Origin of the sequence: Maritimibacter dapengensis, assembly GCF_019218265.1 — a bacterium.
In the GTDB taxonomy this organism is placed as follows: domain Bacteria; phylum Pseudomonadota; class Alphaproteobacteria; order Rhodobacterales; family Rhodobacteraceae; genus Maritimibacter; species Maritimibacter dapengensis.
This window is the reverse complement of the sequence record NZ_JAHUZE010000001.1, coordinates 1,175,981-1,195,100: the sequence shown is the minus strand read 5'-3', so window position 1 is coordinate 1,195,100 and position 19,120 is coordinate 1,175,981. Positions and strand designations below refer to the sequence as shown.

Here is a 19,120-nt window from a genome sequence, read left to right as displayed (position 1 = left end):
TTGGAACTCCTGTCGACCTCATCCCGGCGACCTTGACCCTTGGCACCGGCTCTGAACATGTATAACCCGACGACCACTCGATAAAAGCCCCCAAAGGTGCGGCCATGATCCTGCTCATCGATAATTACGACAGCTTCACCTACAACCTCGTCCATTATTTCGGCGAGCTCGGCGCGCCGGTCGAGGTGCATCGCAACGACGCGCTGAACGTGCAGGAGGCGATGGGCATGCGCCCCGAAGCGATCATCCTGTCCCCCGGCCCCTGTGACCCCGATCAGGCGGGCATCTGCCTGCCCCTCACGCTGGCTGCCGCGGAAGCCGGCGTGCCGCTTCTGGGGGTATGCCTGGGGCATCAGACCATCGGTCAGGCCTTCGGCGGCAAGGTCGTGCGCCATTCCGAGATTGTTCACGGCAAGATGGGCGAAATTCACCACGAAGGTGCAGGCGTCTTCGCGGGCCTGCCCTCGCCGCTCCAAGGCACCCGGTATCACTCATTGGTCGTGGAACGTGACAGCCTGCCCGACACGCTTGAGGTGACCGCATGGCTCGCCGACGGCACGATCATGGGACTCCGCCATAAAGAGCTACCCATCGAAGGCGTGCAATTCCACCCGGAAAGCATCCGGTCCGAACACGGCCACGCGATGCTGAAAAACTTTCTCGACCGCGTGGGGGAACCGGCATGAGCGACACGATGAAGCCCCTGATCTTCGCCGCCTCCGAAGGCCCGCTGTCGCGTGCGCAAGCGGAAGCGGCGTTCGAAGAACTGTTCGAAGGCACTGCGACGCAGGCCCAGATGGGCGGTCTGTTGATGGCGATGCGGGCACGCGGCGAAAGCGTTGCGGAATACGCCGCCGCCGCCGCTGTCATGCGCGCCAAATGCGTGCCGGTCAAAGCGCCCGACGGCGCGATGGATATCGTCGGCACGGGCGGTGACGGCAAAGGCACGCTCAACATCTCGACCGCCACCGCCTTCGTCGTGGCGGGCGCGGGCGTCCCGGTCGCAAAGCACGGCAACCGCAACCTGTCGTCCAAATCCGGTGCGGCAGATGCGCTCGGCGCCATGGGGATCGAGGTCATGGTCGAAGCCCCGGTGGTCGAGCGCGCGCTGGCCGAGGTCGGTATCGGCTTCATGATGGCCCCCATGCACCACCCGGCGATCAAGCACGTGATGCCGGTGCGCATGGAGTTGGGTTGCAAGACCATCTTCAACATCCTTGGCCCGCTGACCAATCCGGCAGGCGTCAAACGCCAGCTGACCGGTGCCTTCGCACCCGATCTCATCTGGCCGATGGCAGAGACGTTGCAGGCGCTCGGCTCGGAAAAAGCATGGCTCGTCCACGGGTCCGACGGGACCGATGAAATCGCCATTTCCGGCCCCACGGATCTCGCTGCTCTGGAAAACGGAAAGGTCACGGGCAAGACGATCCACCCCGAAGATGCGGGCCTGCCGGTCCATCCGTTCAAGGACATCATGGGCGGCACGCCCGAAGAGAACGGCAAGGCTTTCGCGGCCCTGCTAGATGGTGCGCAGACCGCCTACCGTGACGCCGTGTGCCTCAATGCCGCCGCCGCTCTGGTGGTGGCCGACAAGGCCGCGGACCTCAAACAAGGCGTCGAGATGGCCCGCGAAGCGATCGATTCCGGTGCTGCGAAGTCCAAGGTCGAGGGCCTCGCCAGGATCACCCAGGGGGCATGATCCTCAACCCGAACCTCGCGGCCACGCGCCCTTCGCCTGTCGTCGAGGCGAAACGCTGGATCGCGGGCAAGGATTTCTCGCCCGACGCGCCCCTCATCAACGTGAGCCAGGCCGCGCCGATCGACCCGCCGCCCATCGCCCTGCGCGAAGCGATAGCGGATATCGCGATGAACCTGCCGAGCGCCCATGTCTACGGCCCGGTTCTCGGCCTGCCCGACCTGCGTGACGAGGTCGCTTCGCATTTCGGCACGGCGTACGGCGGCGTGCTCACCTCCGAAAACGTCGCGATCACGCAGGGCTGCAATCAGGCCTTCTGCGCCGCGCTTGCCACCCTCGCCGCCCCCGGCGACGAGGTGATCCTGCCCACGCCGTGGTATTTCAATCACCAGATGTGGCTCGACATGGCGGGGGTGAAAACGGTACCGCTGCCCACCGGGGACGAGCTTCTGCCGACCGTGGCCGACGCCGAGGCCCGCCTCACCGAGCGCACCCGCGCCATCGTGCTCGTCACCCCGAACAATCCCGGCGGCGTCGAATACCCGGCGGACCTCGTGATGGGGTTCTACCGATTGGCGAAGAAGGCCGGCATCACGCTCATTCTCGATGAGACTTACCGCGATTTCGACTCCCGCACGGGCCGGCCGCACGATCTGCTCGCCCAGCCGGATTGGGGCGACACGGTGATCCAACTCTACTCCTTTTCAAAGGCTTACCGCCTGACCGGCCACCGCGTCGGCGCGCTGATCGCCGCGCCCGAGCGCCTGCTCTCGGTCGAGAAATTCCTCGACACGGTCGCGATCTGTCCAAACCAGATCGGCCAGCACGCGGCGCTGTGGGGGATGCGCAATCTCGGCGACTGGCTTGCAGGCGAGCGGGACGAGATCCTCGCCCGCCGCCTTGCCGTCGAAGAAGGCTTCGCCAAGCTCGACGGTTGGCGCGTCCTCGGCGCAGGCGCATATTTCGCCTATGTCGAACACCCGTTCGATGACCCCGCCGAGGCGCTGTGCCGCCGCATGGTGGACGAGATCGGCGTGCTCGCCCTCCCCGGCTCGATGTTCAATCCCGAAGGTCAGGGCGAACGCCACCTGCGCATCGCCTTCGCCAACATCGACCGCGACCAGATCGCCGTGCTCTTCGCCCGACTGGCCACGCTCACCTGACCCGCGATCTCGACCGGCAACGCCCCAGCCGCTAGACTCTGACCATTCTGCGGGGCACCCCATGTTTCACGCCGTCAAAACCCTGTTCTTCTGCACCGCGCTCGCCCTCGCAGGCCACGCGCAGGCGCAGGACGGGCCGGAGCTACACGTGGTCGCCGTCGGCAAGGGGCGACAGACCGATGATTTCTATGCCCTGCCCGAAACCCGGATCATGGTCGATCGCCCCGGCCAGAGCGTCGCGCTCGTCCTGATCGACGGGGGCGAGATGCAGTGGCGCATCGACATGACCGAAGGGACGCGCGTCCTCGATGTCATCCGCAGCGGCCCGGACCCCGAAAACAGCGCAATCATGCTCGCGGACATCCCGATGACCGGGATCGACGTGCCCGGCTTGCCCCTCGTCCGCAACCCGGTCGGGCAGGATTTCCGCAAGCTGGTCAAGACCTTGACCGAACGCTACGCGACTGACCGCCTCCATAGCTTTCAAGCCGCGCGCCTTGCGCCAGCCGCTCAGATCGTTGTCGATCAGGTGCAGTCGGACCCGGCGCTCGCGCACGAATACCTTGCACAGGCACTCGGGCGGAAAGACGACCTCCCGCCCGGCATCCGTGACGGCTCCGGTATGCAGCCCGTCAGCAGCGCAACCGTTACCTTCGACACCAAAGGCGTGCGCCTGACCGATGCGACCGGCACGCGGGACTTTCCCGTGACCCCCGACGTCCCCCGCGTGCTCCTTCCGGTCGCCAGCACCCATGATCCGGCGACGGGAACGATCTATGCCATGACCTACGGCGGCGAGGGCTACATCTACACCATCGACACCAAAGACGGCGCGTGGCGCGTGGTGACGAGCCTCGAGGAATACGACGCGCGAACCCTTCTCTTCGACCCGACAACCCGCGCACTCGTCACCACCGGCGCGTTCTCCCGCCCCGGCGAGATCAAGGTGTTCGCTCCGGACGGCGAGACCACATCGCTTTTCGTCCCGACCACTGCCTTTCCCGGCCTGACCGACCTGTTCGACTACGGCAACGAACATGGCCCGCCGCTCGTGCCACGGCGGCTTGAAGACGGCTGGCTTCTGCTCGACGCCGAGGCACCCCACGACGACAGGTCCAACACCGCCCCGGCGCGCCGTTCCTACGCACTCGACATCGACACCGGCGACGTGCGGCTTCTGTCCTACCGCAACCCATAAGCCCGGCGCTTCACATCCGCGCCAGCACCGCCCCTTTCCCCTGTTCACATTCGCCACGCGCACGGATACAACGCCGTGACGCAAACAAGGAAACGCCCATGTTCTCGAACATCTCGCGCTTTTTCGTCTGGATCATCATGGGGATGGTCCTGATCGGTCTGGTCGGCTTCGGCTCGTTCAATTTCGGCTCCTCCGGCAATTCCATAGGGCGTGTCGGCGACACCGATATCGACGCCTCCGCCTATTTCCGCGAATTAAACGCAGAACTGAACGCGTGGCAGGCCGAGACCGGCCAGAACCTGACCATGCAGCAGGCTCAGTCCATCGGGCTGGACCAGCAGGTGCTCTCCCGCGTGATCGCGCAGGCCGCGCTGGACCACGAGACGAGCCGCCTCGGCGTTTCCGTGGGTGACCGCGAGCTTGCCGACCGCGTGACCGAGATCGAGGCGTTCCAGAACGTGGGCGGCAATTTCGATCGCGAAACCTATGATTTCGTGCTCGACCAGTCCGGCCTCACTGCCCGTGAATTCGAGGAAAGCCTGCGCAACGACGTGGCCCGCACCGTGCTTGCCGGAGCCGTGACGCAGGGCATCACCCTCCCCGAGGTCTATACCGCGACGCTTTATGGCTGGGCGCGTGAGACACGCGACTTCACATGGGCCGAAGTGACGCCGGACGCGCTCGAGGAACCCATCGGCGCGCCCACCGAGGAGGAGCTTCAGGCCTATTACGAAGCCAATCCCGACGCCTTCACCCTGCCCGAGACGCGCCAGATCACCTATGCGTGGCTGCGACCCGAAGACCTGATCGACAGTGTCCCGGTCGATGAAGGCCAGATTCAGGCCGCCTACGACGCCCGTCTCGACGAATACCAGGTGCCCGAGCGCCGCCTTGTCGAACGGCTCGTCTACGGAAACGCCGAAGACGCGCAGGCCGCGCTGGAACGCATCGAATCCGGCGAAACCACCTTTGACGGCGAGGTCGCCGCGCGCGGTCTGGAACTCGACGACGTGGACCTTGGCGACGTGACCGAACGCCAGCTTGGCGACGCCGCCGAAGAGATCTTCGCGCTCGAGGAACCCGGCGTGGTCGGCCCGATCGAGACCTCGCTCGGCCCCGCGCTTTTCCGCATGAACGCCGTGCTTCAGGCGCAGAACACCGCGCTCGAAGAGGTCGAGGACGAGCTTCGCGCCGAAGTCGCCGCCGACGAGGCCGCACGGCAGGTCCGCGCGCGCGCGTCACAGATCGACGAGGCGCTGGCCGGTGGCCTGACGCTCGAAGACCTTGCCGCCGAACAGGACGTGCCGGTCGCCAAGATCGGCTGGTTCGAGGGCATGGAGGACGGCATTGCCGCCTATGACGGCTTCCGCGAAGCCGCCCGCGAGGTGACGACAGACGACTTCCCCGAAGTGACGGAACTCGAGGACGGGTCGATCTTCGCCCTGCGCCTTGACGGGATCGAAGAGCCGGTGCTGCAACCGCTCGAAGACGTGCGCGCCGAGGTCGAAGCGGGCTGGCGCGCGCAGGCACAATCCGAGGCGCTGCAAGCGCGGGCACAAGAGCTGATCGAAGCCATCGACGCGGGCGAAACCCCTGCCTCGTTGGGTCTGACCGAAGTGGCCGAAGAAGCGATCCCGCGCACCGGCTACATTCAGGGTGCGCCTGCGGCGATGGTCGAAACCGTGTTCGACAGCGAACCGGGCGGCTGGATGACTGTCTCGGGCGGCGGTCGTGTCGTGATCGTTCAGGTCGAGGCGGTGAACGCCCCGGATCAGGACAGCGACGAGGCGCAGCAGATCAAATCGAGCTACGGCCAGCGTGTCTCGCAATCCGTCGCGCTGGACATTCAGGAAGCCTTCGCCACCGCCATCGAGGACGAGGCCGGCGTCACGCTCGATCAGGCGATGCTGAACGCCGTCCACGCGAACTTCCCCTGAGGCGGCACATGGCCCTGACCCCGACATACGAGGATTTCGCGCGCGGCTGGGACACGGGCGCGAACCAGATCGTCTATACCCGCCTTGCCGCCGATCTCGACACCGCCGTGTCGCTGATGCTCAAGCTCACCGAGGCCCGCAAGGACAGCTTCATGCTGGAAAGCGTGACGGGGGGCGAGGTGCGCGGGCGCTATTCCATCATCGGGATGAAGCCCGATCTGATCTGGCAATGCCACGGCGACACCGCGCGTATCAACCGTCAGGCTCGCTTCGACCCGGACGCGTTCGAGCCTGTCTCGGACGACCCCCTGACCAGCCTGCGCGCGGTGCTGGCCGAAAGCCGGATCGACCTGCCCGACGACCTGCCCGCCGCCTCCGCAGGTCTCTTCGGCTATCTCGGCTACGACATGATCCGGCTGGTCGAGCATCTGCCCGACGTGAACCCCGACCCGCTCGGCCTGCCCGACGCAGTGATGATGCGCCCCTCGGTGGTGGCGGTTTTGGACGGTGTGAAAGGCGAAGTCATCCTCGTCTCGCCCGTGTTCCAATCCTCGGGCCTGTCGGCCAAAGCCGCCTATGCGCAGGCCGCCGAACGGGTGCAGGACGCGCTGCGCGATCTCGAACGCCAGCCGCCGACGACCCACGACCTCGGGGACACCGCCAAGATCGGCGAGCAGGTCTCGAACTTCACGCATGAGGGCTATCTCGCCGCTGTCGAGAAGGCGAAGGAATACATCAAGGCCGGCGACATCTTTCAGGTCGTGCCTGCCCAACGCTGGACGCAGGATTTCCCGCTCCCGCCCTTCGCGCTCTACAGAAGCCTCAGGCGCACCAACCCTTCGCCTTTCATGTTCTTCTTCAACTTCGGCGGGTTTCAGGTCGTCGGCGCGTCGCCCGAGATTCTCGTGCGCGTCTTCGGACGCGAGGTGACAATCCGCCCGATCGCAGGCACCCGCCCCCGTGGCGCGACGCCGGTCGAGGACAAGGCTTTGGAAGAAGACCTCTTGTCCGACGCCAAGGAACTCGCAGAACACCTTATGCTGCTCGACCTTGGGCGCAACGATGTGGGCCGGGTGGCCAAGATCGGCACGGTCCGCCCGACAGAGGAATTCATCATCGAACGCTACAGCCACGTCATGCACATCGTGTCGAACGTGGTGGGTGAGCTGAGCGAAGACCACGACGCGCTGTCCGCCCTGCTCGCGGGCCTGCCCGCAGGCACCGTGTCCGGCGCACCAAAGGTCCGCGCGATGGAGATCATCGACGAGCTTGAGCCGGAAAAACGCGGCGTCTACGGCGGCGGGCTCGGCTATTTCTCGGCCGGTGGCGACATGGACATGTGCATCGCGCTCCGCACGGCGGTCGTGAAGGACCAGAAGCTCTACATCCAGGCCGGCGGCGGGGTCGTCTACGACAGCGACCCCGAGGCAGAATTCATGGAAACCGTGAACAAATCCAAGGCCATCCGCCGCGCGGCGGAAGACGCAGGCCGGTTCACCGGGTCGGGCAACAGCTAGGCCTACCCGTTCTGAGGAAAGAGATTGATCGACAGAAGACGATTTGACGACATTCGACGCCAACACGGCACCAAGGGAGGGAGTTGGGCCGTTTGGGCAAACCCAGATACCAAACAAAAAACTGGGATCGGCGAATTGTCCCTATTGGACCCAGATCGGAACCCCGATTTGTTGTCCGAATTACATGCCGATTTCGTCTTGGTTGCGTTGAATCTTTCTGGCGAAGATGATGGGAAAGAAAAAGAGCCTTTTCGAAACTTCCACAACCCAGGAAGACACAACCAAGACTTCAAGCTTCGATATGCTACCTTCGGGACACCTCTTTGGGGCAGCTATTTGACAGACCTATTCAAGGACACATACGAGACCAGCAGCACGAAAGTAGTCAGTCACTTTACAAAGAACCCCGAAGAGTTGGGACCCCATATCATTAATCTTGAAAAGGAACTCTACGATCTAGGCGCGGGTGATTCGACGATGCTCGTGGCGCTCGGGGGGGCAACACACAGATTCCTTTTGGAGGCATACGGCCTAACGCGAAGTATTGGTCGGATTCGTCACTATTCTTCGTACATATCCCTCGAAGATTACCGTGACGAAGTTAGGCGGGCATTCATGCCGCCTTCGGAGCGCTATTCTTCCCGTTAGGCCCTTGGTTTTTGTGTCTGAGCCAGATTTGTGCGTACCCTTTCACCGACCAGAGGCTGATTGAACTGAGTTAGGAATCCATCTGCCTCTGGTGTATTCGTTGTCTTCCGTCGCGCCCTACTCCACCGGCATCGCCATCACCTTCCCGCCCTGCATGAGCGGGACGAGCACCATGTTGTCCATCACACCGATGTCGGCGGCCCCGGCCTCGGTCGTGGAAAGCGTGGTGAGCGCGCCGTTTTCATAAGCCACGATCTCGCCCGTCGGGTTGTCCGAGTAAATCAGCTTGCCACCGATCTCCACGACCCCGTCGATCGCCCCGGTTTCTTCGGCCCCTTCGAGCACCTGCTTCTCGCCCGAGCCATAATCCACCGCGACCAGCGCGCCGGCGCCCTCGATCCGACCTTCAGCCATGACGAACTCCTTGCCCATGGACCCGACCACCAGCCGGTCCTGCGCGGCCCAGATGCCGTTCGGAAGATCGAGCGTCCCGGCAGGCACGAACATCTCGGCCGCACCGTCCATCACCTTGTAGACACCGCCTGCGAACATGTCGGTGACATAGATCGCCCCGTCCGGGCCCACGGCCACGTCGTTGGGGAACTGCGCGCCTTCCAGCGTGATCGTCTCATCCAGCGCGCCGCTGGCGATATCGACGACGTGAAGCCCGGTCGCGTCGGCGACGTAGAGCTTGCCATCCATCGACGCCATGCCCTTCGGGTCCATCAGCCCCGTCACCCAGTCGGCATTGACCATCTCGCCCTCCGGCGAAACCAGCGACAGCTTGCCGTCCTGCCCGCCATCCGGGCCGAAGGTGCCGATGTTCGACACGACGATCTGCCCGCTGTCCGCATCATAATAGGCGGATTCAGGGGCGGTGAAGCCCTCGAGCGTCCAGCCTCCGCCATGGCTCGCGGCCATCGCGCCTCCCGCCGCCACGCAGGCGACAGCGCAAAAAATGTATTTCATGGTATCCTCCCTAAGCCTGCGGCCAAGGGTGCCGTTGCGCGGGGAATTCGACCATCAATATGAAAAATTGGCGGCGGCAATCCGCCCAGACCTCACTCGGCGGCGGTCTCCATCGCCGGGCGTATGATCGTCTCGAGGATCTGCTCGGTGATCGGCCCGGCAAATCGTTTCACCACCACGCCGTCGGAGTCGATGACGAAGGTCTCCGGCACACCGTATAGCCCCCAGTCAAGCCCTGTGCGCCCCTCGGTGTCGGCTGCGACCGCCCGATAGGGATTGCCGAGTTCATCCAGGAATCCCAGCGCCTTGGGCGCTTCGTCCTTGTAATTGATGCCATAGATCGCCACGCCCTCGTCCGCCAGCGCGACCAGTTGCGGATGTTCCGCGCGGCACGGCGCGCACCAGCTGGCCCAGAAGTTCACAAGCTTGACCCCGTCGCCCAGCAACACGTCCCGGTCGAACTCCGGCTGATCGGCCAGCGCCGTCGTCGTCAGCTCCGGCACCACTCCGCCTTCGCGGGTGCTTTCCAGCGCGTCGCCCCCTTCCCGGTTCATCCCGAACAGGAACAGCGCCGCAAGACCGGCGAACAAAAGCGGAGGCAGGATCATCAGAGGACGCATCACGCCCCTCCCTTGCGCCGCGCCTCGGCCGCATCCAGCGCAGCCTTGACCCGGCGGGCCTGCACCCAGCTGACCGCGACCAGAAGTCCGATCAACCCGAGCGTGACGCCCCACGACGACAGGACAGCGCCTGCGTATTTGCCAAGCTCAAGCATCGCGCATCCTTTCGCGGGTCATCAACGCGTGCACCCGGCGCTTGCGCACTTCGGTGCGGGCGCGCACCAGCACCAGCACCACGAACAGCAAGCCGAACCCGACCAGCGTCAGGACGAGCGGCTGCCAGAACACGTCCGCCACGTTCTCTTCCTTGTCGAGCGACAGCGACGCGCCCTGATGCAGCCCCTGGTTCCAGAAGTTCACGGCATAGCGGCTGAGAAACGCGAAAACGCTCCCCACGATCGCCAGAACGCTCGTCAGATCGGCGGCAGTGTCCGGGTTCTCGATCGCGGCCCAGAGCGCCATGTATCCGATATAGAACAGAAAGAGGATCAGGAAGGATGTCAGTCGCGGATCCCACGCCCAATAGGTTCCCCACATCGGCTCGCCCCAGATCGCCCCGGTGATGAGCGCGATCACGGTCATGGTCAGCCCCACAAGCGCCGCACCCTTTGCGGCGAGCGCGCCGACATGGTGGCGGCGGATCAACCAGATCAGCGAAGCGACGACCATCATGCCCCAGGCCTGGATCGCCATGAAAGCCGATGGAACGTGGACGTAGATGATCTTCACGCTGGAACCGAACCCTTCGGCTTCCGGCGTGAAGAAAAAGCCCCAGATCAGGCCGGGGACAAGCGTAATCAGCGTCAGCCCGATGAACCACGGAAGCGCCTTGCCGGTCCAGGCCATGAACTTGACCGGATTGGCCCAGGCCCAGAACCAGTTCCACCGGTCGTTGTGCTGTCTGACACGCGTATCTTCCATGCGCAGTTTCCTATGTGTGAAGTCGCCTCCGGGCAAGGAAAACCGGATCACATTATCGCAGATTGATACGGATTGCCGCAGCCGCCGCGAACGGCAGGATCGCGATGGACCCGGCACTGACCCCGGCCAGGATCGCGAAGGTCTGCGCATACTCCATCCCCATGATCGCCCGCCGCGCGGTTTCGGCCCCGAAAAGCAGCGTGGGGATGTAGAGCGGCAGGACCAGAAGGCTCAGAAGAAGCCCACCCCGTTTCAGGCCCACCGTAAGCGCCGCGCCGAAGGTGCCGATCATCGACAGGGCGGGCGTTCCGATCAGAAGCGTGACGAACACCCAGAGAAAGCCCGCGGTCGGCAGGCTCATGAGCCCGCCGAAGAACGGCGCGGCCAGCGTGAGCGGAAGACCCGTGGTCAGCCAATGCGCGAGCGCCTTCATGGCCACCGCACCCTCCATCGGAACCGGCGCGGTTGCGAGCAGATCGAGCGACCCGTCCTCGAAATCGAGCTGGAAAATGCGGTCTAGGGACAAAAGGCAGGCCAACAGCGCCCCCACCCAGAGGATCCCCGGCGCGATCCGGGCAAGGAGTGCGCTTTCCGGCCCGACACCGAATGGCACCAGCACCGTGACGATCAGAAAGAACGCGAGCCCGAGGCCAAAGCCCCCGCCCGCCCGGAACGTCAGGCGCAGGTCACGGATCAGAAGCGCGATCACAGGAACGCCTCGTCGAATGCGCCGTCACCGGCGGTCGCGTCCGGATCGGCCTTGAACGGCGTCACGTCGAAAATTGCGGCGTCCAGGCCGAGGTCGATATGTGTCGCGATCAGAGCCGCCCCGCCAGCGGCCACATGCGCGCGCACCGCATCGGCGAAAAGCGCCACGCTGGCCGCGTCGAGCGAGACGGTCGGCTCGTCCAAAAGCCAGATCGGACGCCCCGTGACCAGCAATCTCGCCAGCCCCAGCCGCCGCTTCTGCCCTGCCGAAAGGTTGGCGGCGGGACGATCCCGAAGCGCCACGAGGTTCATGTCCACAAGCGCGCGCTCGATGTCCCGCGTGCCATAGACGCTCGCCCAGAATGCAAGGTTCTCTGCGACGCTCAACTGGCCCTTCAACCCGTCCGCATGGGCACCATAAGCGATCGCCTCGGGCGGCAGGCTGATCTCGCCCGCAAGCGGCGGCTGCAACCCGGCGAGCGTGCGCAACAACGTCGTCTTGCCCGATCCGTTCGGCCCGCGCAGCACAAGCACCTGGCCGGACGAAAGCCGGAATCCGAGGTTCTCGAGCACCGGCACGCCGCCGCGCGCAACGGTCAGACCCTCGACCAGCAGCTCCATCAGATCGGCAACACCGCAAGGGCCACGCGCCGTCCTTCGGACAGGGTGACGTTATAGGTCCGGCAGGCCGAGGGCGTCGCCATCGGCTCGACCCCGATCCCCGCCGCATCAAGACGTTCGGCCATGGTTTTCGGCGCAAAATCCATCTCGGACCCGGTGCCCAGAAACAGCACGTCGACCTCTCCCGCGAGGTCGAGGAGCGCTGCGAGATCATCGAGCCCGCCCCAGCTCTTCGCGCGTTTCCCGGTGGCCAGCATCGGCCCGCGGATCACCTGCCCCGCGACACGAAAAAAACCCGGGCCGTAGCCCTCAATCGGTTGTGCGCCGTCATATGTGACTTCATGCATTTCCATGCGCGTTGGGTAGCTTGAATAGGGCGAAAAGAAAAGCGTTCCCGCGCGGTCCGCCCTGCGACCACTTCGCCCCGGTCACTCGATCACCGGAACACCGGCAAGCCCGTGACGATGGCCAACGCGATCACTCCATAGGCAATCGCGCGATAGGTCTTCTCCCGGTCCGGTCGAAACGCCCTCTGCCCCACGACGATCCCAAGCGAATAGGGAACGGCGAGCCACAGCGCGAGGGCCACGTCGCTCCAACCGACCAGTTGTCGGATGCCCAGATTGACGATGATGCCCACGTCCAGCGCCGCGAGGAACAGGATCGTGTTGGCGCGCACTTTCGCGGCCCCGCCCGCCCCCGCGAGGTAGAACAGGATGACCGGCGGGCCGGTCAGCCCGGTCGTCCCGCCCAGAACCCCCGCGGCCGCCCCGACCGCGGCCAGTCCCGGCGTGGGCACGCGTCTCGTGTAGCGCCAGCCGGAGATCAGAGCGACCAGCGTCGCCGCCGCCGCGCCCGCCACGAGCCAGCGCAACAGCGCCCCGTCCAGCCATGTCAGAAACCACACCCCCAACGGCGCGGTGAGGAACGCCCCGAGCGCCAGAAGCCCGACCTCGCCCTTGTCGCCTTCGCGCAAAGCCCGCGGCACGATCAGCCCCCATGTCGCCACCCCCGTCAGCGTCACCGCGACGATGGCCTGCGGGACGGTCAGGAAAATGGTGCCCACCGGCATGAATATGAGCGCGGTGCCGAAGCCCGAAAAGCCCCGCACCACGCCTGCGATCACGAATGTCAGGCACAGCCAGACGAGGCCGGGGGTCGCCCAGGCCTCGACCAGCGCATTCACTCAGGCATCCACGTCGGCGAATTGTGTGCCCGCGCCCCCGTCCGGCTTGGACCAGTCGCGTTTGACCCCCAGACGCAACAGAAGCGCAGAGGCCACGAAGACCGAGGAATACGTCCCGACCACGACGCCCCAGATCATCGCGAAGACGAAGCCACGGATCACGTCGCCCCCCAGTGCGAACAGCGCAATGAGCGCGATCAACGTCGTGACCGACGTCATCATCGTCCGGCTCAACGTCTCATTGATCGAGAGGTTGAGCACCTCCCTGAGGTCCATCTTCTTGTAGCGCCGAAGATTCTCGCGCACCCGGTCGAACACCACAACCGTGTCGTTCAGCGAATAGCCGACGATGGTCAGAAGTGCGGCGATCGTGGCGAGGTCGAACTGGATTTGCAGGACCGAGAACACCCCGATGGTCAGCACAACGTCATGGATCAACGCGGCCACTGCGCCCACCGAGAACTGCCATTCGAACCTGAGCCAGATATAGATCAGCACGGTGCCGATTGCCGCCAGCACAGCATAGATCGCGGTCATGACAAGCTCGCCCGACACTTTCGGCCCGACGCTTTCGACGCTCGGAAAGGTAATCTCGGGATCGAGCGTCTTAAGTGCATCTTCGACCGCCTGAATGGTCTCGACGCTGATCGACTCGTCGCCCTGCTGCGCCTGGATACGCACCATCGCGACGTTCTGATCGGGGCCGAAATTCGGGTCGAACACCTCGGTGATCGACACGTCGCCCAGCTCAAGCGGCGCGATGGCATCGCGATAGGCGCCCACGTCCACCGGTTCCACACTTTCGGTCCGGATCGTCGTGCCACCCCGGAAGTCGATGCCGAAGTTCAGCCCGATGGCGAAGAACGCCACAACGGACAGCAGGACCATCAGGCCGGAAAAGCCAAGCGTGAACTTCGAACGCTTGAAGAAATCCCAGGTCGTCTCTTGCGGAACGAGTCTCAGGCGCATCTCACACCTCCAGCGTTTTGGGTCGGCGGCGTTCGAACCACATGACCACCATCAGGCGTGTGACGAAGATCGCGGTGAAGACCGACGTGATGATGCCAAGGCCCAGCGTGACGGCAAAGCCCTTGACCGGCCCGGACCCCATGATGAACAGGATACCTGCAGTGAGGAACGTTGTGATGTTCGCGTCCACGATGGCCGACAGCGCCTTCTCGTAACCCAGCTCGATGGCCCGTGCCGGGCCGCGCCCCGCCTTGGTCTCTTCGCGTATGCGCTCGAAGACCAGCACGTTGGCGTCCACCGCCATACCGATGGTCAGAACGATCCCCGCGATCCCCGGAAGGGTCAGCGTCGCGCCGATGGCGGAGAGAAGGCCAAAGATCATGCCAACGTTCAGGATCAACGCGACATTGGCGATGATCCCGAACCAGCCGTAACTCAGCCCCATGAACAAAAGCACCCCCGCGAAGGCGACGAGCGAGGCCAACTCGCCCGCCTCGATACTGTCGGCCCCCAGCTCCGGCCCGATGGTCCGCTCTTCGAGGAACGTCATCTCCGCCGGCAAGGCACCGGCCCTCAGAAGGACCGCGAGGTTGTTGGATTCCTCGACCGTGAACGCGCCCGAGATGATCCCCGAACCGCCCGTAATCGCCTCGTTGATCCGCGGCGCGGAAATCACTTCCTCGTCCAGAACGATGGCAAAGGGGCTGCCCACATTGGCGCTGGTGTAATCGCCGAACAGCCGCGCACCATGCGGATTGAAGCGGAAGTTCACCGCGGGCTGGCCGTTCTGGTTGAAACTCGGCTGCGCGTCGACAAGGTCTTCGCCCGACACCACGGCCGTGTCCTCGAGCACGTAATAAACGCCCTCCTCGTCCATCGACGGATAGAGAACATTGCCCACGCCGGGCCGCGCATCCGCATCCTGCGTCCGGCTCACCACCGGTTGGAACGTCAGCCGCGCGGTCGTCCCGATCAGCGCCTTGAGCTCGTCCGCAGACCCAAGCCCCGGCACCTGGATCAGGATGCGATCCTCGCCCTGCCGCTGGATCGTGGGTTCGCGCGTGCCGACCTCGTCGACCCGGCGGCGGATGATCTCGAGCGATTGCTGGATCGTCCGGTCGTCCGTCGCCAGCTTCTCGGCATCCGACAGTTCCACCGTGATCACGTCGCCCTCGTGGGACACCACGAAATTGGTCGCCCCCGTGCCGGTGATCGTCATGACCGGCTGCGCCAGCGCACGGATCAACTCGGCCGCATCTTCGATATGATCGGTGTTTCCGACCCGGATCTGAAGCGTCCCGTCATCGGTGTCGAGCTTGCGGATCGTCCCCACCACCGCGCGGCTTTCGCGCAGCACCGGAAACACCTCCTGCCAGATCGAATCCATCCGTTGCTCATAGACATCCTCGACCTGCACTTCGGCCAGCAGATGCGCGCCGCCCCTCAGGTCCAGCCCGAGATTGACGAGGCTTGACGGAAGCCACTCCGGCCACGCGGCCCGTTGGGCGGCAAGCTCCTCGCTCGCCTCGCCCCCGGCCAGCTCTATCGCCTGAACCGCGTCGTTATGCGTTTCGACCCGCGGATAGAACAGGTTCGGCATGGCATAGGCCAGACCGAGCACGACCAGACCGATAATCACGATCCGTCGGAAAAGTGAGATGTTCAGCATATGGCCCCTGCCCTGCCGGAGTTCGTTTGGACGGGCTTATTTCGCCTCGGCCGGCTCGGTTTTGGACATGACCTGAAGCACCGCGGCCCGGGTCATGCGCACCTTGACGCCCTCTGCGATCTCGACCTCGATCTCGCCGCCGTCCTTGACCTTGGACACCTTGCCGATGAGCCCGCCCTGCGTCAGCACCTGATCGCCCCGACGCAGCGCCTCGCGCATCTTCTCGTCATCCTTCGCCTTCTTCTGCTGCGGGCGAATGAGGAAGAAATACATGATCCCGAAAACGAGGACCATCGGGATGAGCATGGAGTTCAGGATGCCCCCGGCGGGGGCGCCTGCGGCCTGCGCGAAAGCGGGCGATACGAGCATAAGCGTGTCCTTTGATGATGGGGGCTCTGACGGCCCTCCCTTAGCTGGCGCGCACCCTATATGGGGGCCTCAATGTTGGCAAGCAATGGGCCCGGGGGTTTTCGTGGGGAGGCGTGACCCTGGCCACATGACTCTGATCGGCAGTAGAGGTCCCGGATCAAATCCGGGACGGAAAGCGACACCCGCCCCGGGCTTGACCCGGGGCCTCACTCCCCCTCACCGCCCCGGCCCGACCGCACTCATCCCACGCCCCGGGCTTGACCCGGGGCCTCGCCTCTACCGCCCCACCCCGGTCCAAAGCCCCCACCGCACGCCCCTCCCCGTTCCGTTAACTTCCGCCCCAGCCACACCCAAATCCATACGCGTTCCATACGCGTTCCATACGTGTGCCATACCTATCCCATAGGCGGGGTAACCCGGCGCGCGGGGTGGCAAGGAATTCCGCCGATTTCCCCCTTTGCCCCGGTCGGGTTAATCGGGCATAACCCGCCAGAACGCAGACCCAGAAGGACCACGGCCATGCATGACATCCGCACGATCCGCGACAACCCGCAAGCTTTCGACGCCGCCATGGCGCGCCGGGGTCTGTCGGGTGTGTCGGCCGAGGTTCTGGCGATGGACGAAGCCCGCCGCGCCGCCATCCTGAAGGCCGAGACCGAGCAGGCCGAGGCGAACAAGGCGGCCAAGGCGATCGGCGCGGCCAAGGCCTCCGGCAACGAGGCGGAGTTCGAACGCCTGCGCGCGGAAGTCGCTGATAAAAAGAAACAAATTGCGGCGCTGAACGACGAGGCGAAAGAGCTCGACGCCAAGATGACCGACTACCTCATGGGCCTGCCCAACGTGATGGCCGACGACGTGCCGGACGGGGCAGACGAGGATGAGAACGTCGAAATTCGCCGTTGGGGCACCCCCCGCGTCTTCGACTTCACCCCGCGCGAGCATTACGACATTCCCGCCGTTCAGGACGGGCTGGATTTCGAGGTCGCGGCCAAACTCTCCGGCTCGCGGTTCGCGGTCATGTCCGGCGCCGTCGCCCGTGTCCACCGCGCCCTGGCGCAGTTCATGCTCGACACGCATGTCGAGGAAAACGGCCTGACCGAAACCATCACCCCCGTGCTGGTGCGCGAGGAGATGATGTACGGCACCGGCCAGCTCCCGAAATTCGGTGAGGACAGCTACAAGACCACCAACGGCTGGTGGCTCATCCCCACCGCCGAGGTGACTTTGACCAATATCGTCAATGGCTTGGTGGTCGATGCCGATTACCTGCCGCGCCGCTACGTTGCGCATACCCAGTGCTTCCGTTCCGAGGCCGGATCGGCGGGCAAGGACACGGCGGGGATGTTGCGCCAGCACCAGTTCGAGAAGGTCGAGATGGTGTCCGTCACCGCGCCGGACGCATCCGAGGCCGAACACGCGCGCATGACGCGCTGCGCCGAGGATATCCTCGAACGGCTGGGCCTGCCCTACCGCACCGTGACCCTGTGCTCGGGCGACACCGGCTTCGGTGCGCGCCGGACCCATGACATCGAGGTCTGGTTGCCCGGTCAGGACACCTATCGCGAGATTTCGTCCGTTTCTACCACCGGCGACTTTCAGGCCCGGCGCATGAACGCACGTTACCGCCCGGAAGCCGGCGCAAAGCCTGAGTTCGTTCATACGCTGAACGGCTCCGGCCTTGCCGTCGGGCGCTGCCTCATCGCGGTTCTGGAGAACGGACAGGAAGCCGACGGGTCGGTGACACTTCCCGAGGCGATTCGTCCCTATCTTGGCGGTAAATCCCGCATCAGCGCCGAGGGTGAAATGGCCTGAGGCACCGATTAAAGGTGATCCCGCAAGCCATTGCAGAAAAAGACGTTTATGTGGTCCAGAAGCCGCTTGGCCCGGCTGTCCGTCAGCCGGTAGACCGAATGCTTGCCCTGCCGCTCGAACGTCACCAGTCCCTCGTAGCGCATCCGCGCCAGATGGCTTGAAACCACCGGCTGCGGCGCCCCCACCAGGTCTTGCAATTGCGCGACCGTCTTGGTGCCTGCGTGCAGATGGGTCAGGATCATCAGCCGGCCTTCGTGCCCCAGAACCCGCATGAGCGCCGAGATTTCCTCGGCATGCGGTGCGAGGTCCGCCTCGCCAGTTTCGGATTCGATCGTTTGTTCATGCCGCATGGCATTTCCTCCGTGGCGCCCAAAGGGCAAGATTTCATGAACGCGCCGATAGGGCCGCCCGGTCCACTCAGAGCCGCGCCGCCTGCCATTCACGCGCGATTGCACCGTCGTTCGCCAGCAGGTCCGAGAGGGTTCTCGCCGCCGCAAGCGTGGTTCCCGGGTCGCGGCCTTCGCACAGGATCAATGCCTCCGCGTGCGAACGGCTGCGCTCTCCGCGCCCCACGCAGGCGAGCACCGTCAGGAAGCGGCTTTCGTCCGGGGTCAGAAACCTGACGCAGCGTTTGCAGTCGGGGTTCGCAAACCGAAACTCGGACCCGCGTGCGCATCGCATCGACTGCACCATCGCGAACACCGACATGGCCATGTGAGCCGCCCCTGTTTCGGGCCAGAAATCGTATCCCCGCCGAAACGCCCTGATCCAGCCCTGGCTCTCGGGGGTCGCGAAGCTCAGCATGATATAGCGCATGATTTCGAGCACAGCTTTCTCGGAACCCGACAAGCCGGCGTCCTGGACGAGGATCGAGCCCCGGCCTGCATGGTTTCGGTTCAGATCGTGTTCGTCGCTCATTCTGCGCTCCTGCTCTTTCCCGGCGCTGCGTTCAGCGAAGTCCCGGCGAAGCCTTTGCCCACCAAAGGCCTCATGGGCCGCTTGCGTCGCCGCCGACTGGTCGCCCTATTTCTGATTATTTTTGTCGGAATAAGCAATGCCTATCAGTGCAGAAGGCCCCAGCGACATGAAAACAAGGCACCTTTCACCATTTTCCGCA

Annotated in this window: 21 protein-coding genes; 8 read left to right on the top strand and 13 right to left on the bottom strand. The window is 64.5% G+C overall.

Annotated features, from left to right (window positions below):
• Positions 1–104 precede the first annotated feature (104 nt).
• The 7 genes from KJP28_RS06045 to KJP28_RS06015 all read left to right on the top strand — a co-directional run bounded on the left by KJP28_RS06045 (position 105) and on the right by KJP28_RS06015 (position 8,159).
• Positions 105–686 carry an anthranilate synthase component II gene (locus KJP28_RS06045; RefSeq protein WP_218391612.1) on the top strand — a complete coding sequence of 194 codons (582 nt, stop codon included), beginning with the start codon at positions 105–107 and terminating at the stop codon, positions 684–686.
• On the top strand, positions 683–1,699 hold the full coding sequence (gene trpD / locus KJP28_RS06040) for an anthranilate phosphoribosyltransferase (protein ID WP_218391611.1): 1,017 nt from the start codon (positions 683–685) through the stop codon (positions 1,697–1,699). The genes KJP28_RS06045 and trpD overlap by 4 nt, the downstream gene beginning before the upstream one ends.
• A complete protein-coding gene (locus tag KJP28_RS06035) occupies positions 1,696–2,859 on the top strand; it encodes an aminotransferase (protein ID WP_218391610.1) in 1,164 nt (387 codons plus the stop codon). Before trpD ends, KJP28_RS06035 begins: the two co-directional genes overlap by 4 nt.
• A 61-nt stretch (positions 2,860–2,920) precedes the next feature.
• Positions 2,921–4,057, top strand: a complete 1,137-nt coding sequence (locus KJP28_RS06030) for a hypothetical protein (protein WP_255552186.1) — start codon at positions 2,921–2,923, stop codon at positions 4,055–4,057.
• A gap of 98 nt (positions 4,058–4,155) precedes the next feature.
• Positions 4,156–5,994, top strand: coding sequence for a SurA N-terminal domain-containing protein (locus tag KJP28_RS06025; protein ID WP_218391609.1), 1,839 nt, complete (start codon positions 4,156–4,158; stop codon positions 5,992–5,994).
• Between the two features lie 8 nt (positions 5,995–6,002).
• Positions 6,003–7,511: an anthranilate synthase component I gene (gene trpE, locus KJP28_RS06020; protein ID WP_218391608.1), complete on the top strand. Its 1,509-nt coding sequence runs from the start codon at positions 6,003–6,005 to the stop codon at positions 7,509–7,511.
• Between the two features lie 24 nt (positions 7,512–7,535).
• The gene (locus KJP28_RS06015) at positions 7,536–8,159 is read left to right on the top strand and encodes a hypothetical protein (RefSeq protein ID WP_218391607.1); all 624 of its coding nucleotides are present in this window, start codon (positions 7,536–7,538) and stop codon (positions 8,157–8,159) included.
• A gap of 117 nt (positions 8,160–8,276) precedes the next feature.
• On the opposite strand, the gene KJP28_RS06010 is transcribed toward KJP28_RS06015, so the two are convergent.
• The 11 genes from KJP28_RS06010 to yajC all read right to left on the bottom strand — a co-directional run bounded on the left by KJP28_RS06010 (position 8,277) and on the right by yajC (position 16,191).
• Positions 8,277–9,128, bottom strand: coding sequence for an SMP-30/gluconolactonase/LRE family protein (locus KJP28_RS06010; protein ID WP_218391606.1), 852 nt, complete (start codon positions 9,126–9,128; stop codon positions 8,277–8,279).
• Positions 9,129–9,220: 92 nt separating this feature from the next.
• Positions 9,221–9,748 carry a DsbE family thiol:disulfide interchange protein gene (locus KJP28_RS06005; RefSeq protein ID WP_255552185.1) on the bottom strand — a complete coding sequence of 176 codons (528 nt, stop codon included), beginning with the start codon at positions 9,746–9,748 and terminating at the stop codon, positions 9,221–9,223.
• Positions 9,748–9,903, bottom strand: coding sequence for a heme exporter protein CcmD (gene ccmD / locus KJP28_RS06000; protein WP_218391605.1), 156 nt, complete (start codon positions 9,901–9,903; stop codon positions 9,748–9,750). The genes KJP28_RS06005 and ccmD overlap by 1 nt, the downstream gene beginning before the upstream one ends.
• Positions 9,896–10,669, bottom strand: a complete 774-nt coding sequence (gene ccmC / locus KJP28_RS05995; protein ID WP_218391604.1) for a heme ABC transporter permease CcmC — start codon at positions 10,667–10,669, stop codon at positions 9,896–9,898. Before ccmC ends, ccmD begins: the two co-directional genes overlap by 8 nt.
• Before the next feature lie 52 nt (positions 10,670–10,721).
• Positions 10,722–11,378, bottom strand: coding sequence for a heme exporter protein CcmB (gene ccmB / locus KJP28_RS05990; RefSeq protein ID WP_218391603.1), 657 nt, complete (start codon positions 11,376–11,378; stop codon positions 10,722–10,724).
• Positions 11,375–11,998, bottom strand: a complete 624-nt coding sequence (gene ccmA, locus KJP28_RS05985) for a heme ABC exporter ATP-binding protein CcmA (protein ID WP_218391602.1) — start codon at positions 11,996–11,998, stop codon at positions 11,375–11,377. Before ccmA ends, ccmB begins: the two co-directional genes overlap by 4 nt.
• Complete coding sequence (locus KJP28_RS05980; protein ID WP_218391601.1) at positions 11,998–12,351, bottom strand: Mth938-like domain-containing protein; 354 nt, start codon at positions 12,349–12,351, stop codon at positions 11,998–12,000. The genes ccmA and KJP28_RS05980 overlap by 1 nt, the downstream gene beginning before the upstream one ends.
• 83 nt (positions 12,352–12,434) lie before the next feature.
• Positions 12,435–13,184 carry a sulfite exporter TauE/SafE family protein gene (locus tag KJP28_RS05975; RefSeq protein WP_218391600.1) on the bottom strand — a complete coding sequence of 250 codons (750 nt, stop codon included), beginning with the start codon at positions 13,182–13,184 and terminating at the stop codon, positions 12,435–12,437.
• Positions 13,185–14,153, bottom strand: a complete 969-nt coding sequence (secF, locus tag KJP28_RS05970; protein WP_218391599.1) for a protein translocase subunit SecF — start codon at positions 14,151–14,153, stop codon at positions 13,185–13,187. It lies immediately after the preceding gene.
• A gap of 1 nt (position 14,154) precedes the next feature.
• Positions 14,155–15,822: a protein translocase subunit SecD gene (gene secD / locus KJP28_RS05965; protein ID WP_218391598.1), complete on the bottom strand. Its 1,668-nt coding sequence runs from the start codon at positions 15,820–15,822 to the stop codon at positions 14,155–14,157.
• Positions 15,823–15,858: 36 nt separating this feature from the next.
• A complete protein-coding gene (gene yajC, locus KJP28_RS05960) occupies positions 15,859–16,191 on the bottom strand; it encodes a preprotein translocase subunit YajC (RefSeq protein WP_218391597.1) in 333 nt (110 codons plus the stop codon).
• 519 nt (positions 16,192–16,710) lie between these two features.
• On the opposite strand from yajC, the gene serS reads away from it, so the two are divergent.
• Positions 16,711–18,003, top strand: a complete 1,293-nt coding sequence (gene serS / locus KJP28_RS05955) for a serine--tRNA ligase (RefSeq protein WP_218391596.1) — start codon at positions 16,711–16,713, stop codon at positions 18,001–18,003.
• Between the two features lie 8 nt (positions 18,004–18,011).
• Here the strand turns inward: serS and KJP28_RS05950 are convergent, their stop codons facing one another.
• Entirely contained in the window at positions 18,012–18,353 is a 342-nt protein-coding gene (locus KJP28_RS05950) for an ArsR/SmtB family transcription factor (RefSeq protein WP_218391595.1), read from the bottom strand.
• 67 nt (positions 18,354–18,420) lie between these two features.
• A complete protein-coding gene (locus tag KJP28_RS05945; protein WP_218391593.1) occupies positions 18,421–18,921 on the bottom strand; it encodes a hypothetical protein in 501 nt (166 codons plus the stop codon).
• Positions 18,922–19,120: the final 199 nt, after the last annotated feature.

Bases quoted from the DNA above. Each gene is read 5' to 3' on its own strand.
- KJP28_RS06045 (WP_218391612.1), top strand. From the start codon at position 105: ATGATCCTGCTCATCGATAATTACGACAGCTTCACCTACAACCTCGTC.
- trpD (WP_218391611.1), top strand. From the start codon at position 683: ATGAGCGACACGATGAAGCCCCTGATCTTCGCCGCCTCCGAAGGCCCG.
- KJP28_RS06035 (WP_218391610.1), top strand. From the start codon at position 1,696: ATGATCCTCAACCCGAACCTCGCGGCCACGCGCCCTTCGCCTGTCGTC.
- KJP28_RS06030 (WP_255552186.1), top strand. From the start codon at position 2,921: ATGTTTCACGCCGTCAAAACCCTGTTCTTCTGCACCGCGCTCGCCCTC.
- KJP28_RS06025 (WP_218391609.1), top strand. From the start codon at position 4,156: ATGTTCTCGAACATCTCGCGCTTTTTCGTCTGGATCATCATGGGGATG.
- trpE (WP_218391608.1), top strand. From the start codon at position 6,003: ATGGCCCTGACCCCGACATACGAGGATTTCGCGCGCGGCTGGGACACG.
- KJP28_RS06010 (WP_218391606.1), bottom strand. From the start codon at position 9,128: ATGAAATACATTTTTTGCGCTGTCGCCTGCGTGGCGGCGGGAGGCGCG.
- KJP28_RS06005 (WP_255552185.1), bottom strand. From the start codon at position 9,748: ATGCGTCCTCTGATGATCCTGCCTCCGCTTTTGTTCGCCGGTCTTGCG.
- ccmD (WP_218391605.1), bottom strand. From the start codon at position 9,903: ATGCTTGAGCTTGGCAAATACGCAGGCGCTGTCCTGTCGTCGTGGGGC.
- ccmC (WP_218391604.1), bottom strand. From the start codon at position 10,669: ATGGAAGATACGCGTGTCAGACAGCACAACGACCGGTGGAACTGGTTC.
- ccmA (WP_218391602.1), bottom strand. From the start codon at position 11,998: ATGGAGCTGCTGGTCGAGGGTCTGACCGTTGCGCGCGGCGGCGTGCCG.
- KJP28_RS05980 (WP_218391601.1), bottom strand. From the start codon at position 12,351: ATGGAAATGCATGAAGTCACATATGACGGCGCACAACCGATTGAGGGC.
- secF (WP_218391599.1), bottom strand. From the start codon at position 14,153: ATGCGCCTGAGACTCGTTCCGCAAGAGACGACCTGGGATTTCTTCAAG.
- secD (WP_218391598.1), bottom strand. From the start codon at position 15,822: ATGCTGAACATCTCACTTTTCCGACGGATCGTGATTATCGGTCTGGTC.
- yajC (WP_218391597.1), bottom strand. From the start codon at position 16,191: ATGCTCGTATCGCCCGCTTTCGCGCAGGCCGCAGGCGCCCCCGCCGGG.
- serS (WP_218391596.1), top strand. From the start codon at position 16,711: ATGCATGACATCCGCACGATCCGCGACAACCCGCAAGCTTTCGACGCC.
- KJP28_RS05950 (WP_218391595.1), bottom strand. From the start codon at position 18,353: ATGCGGCATGAACAAACGATCGAATCCGAAACTGGCGAGGCGGACCTC.
- KJP28_RS05945 (WP_218391593.1), bottom strand. From the start codon at position 18,921: ATGAGCGACGAACACGATCTGAACCGAAACCATGCAGGCCGGGGCTCG.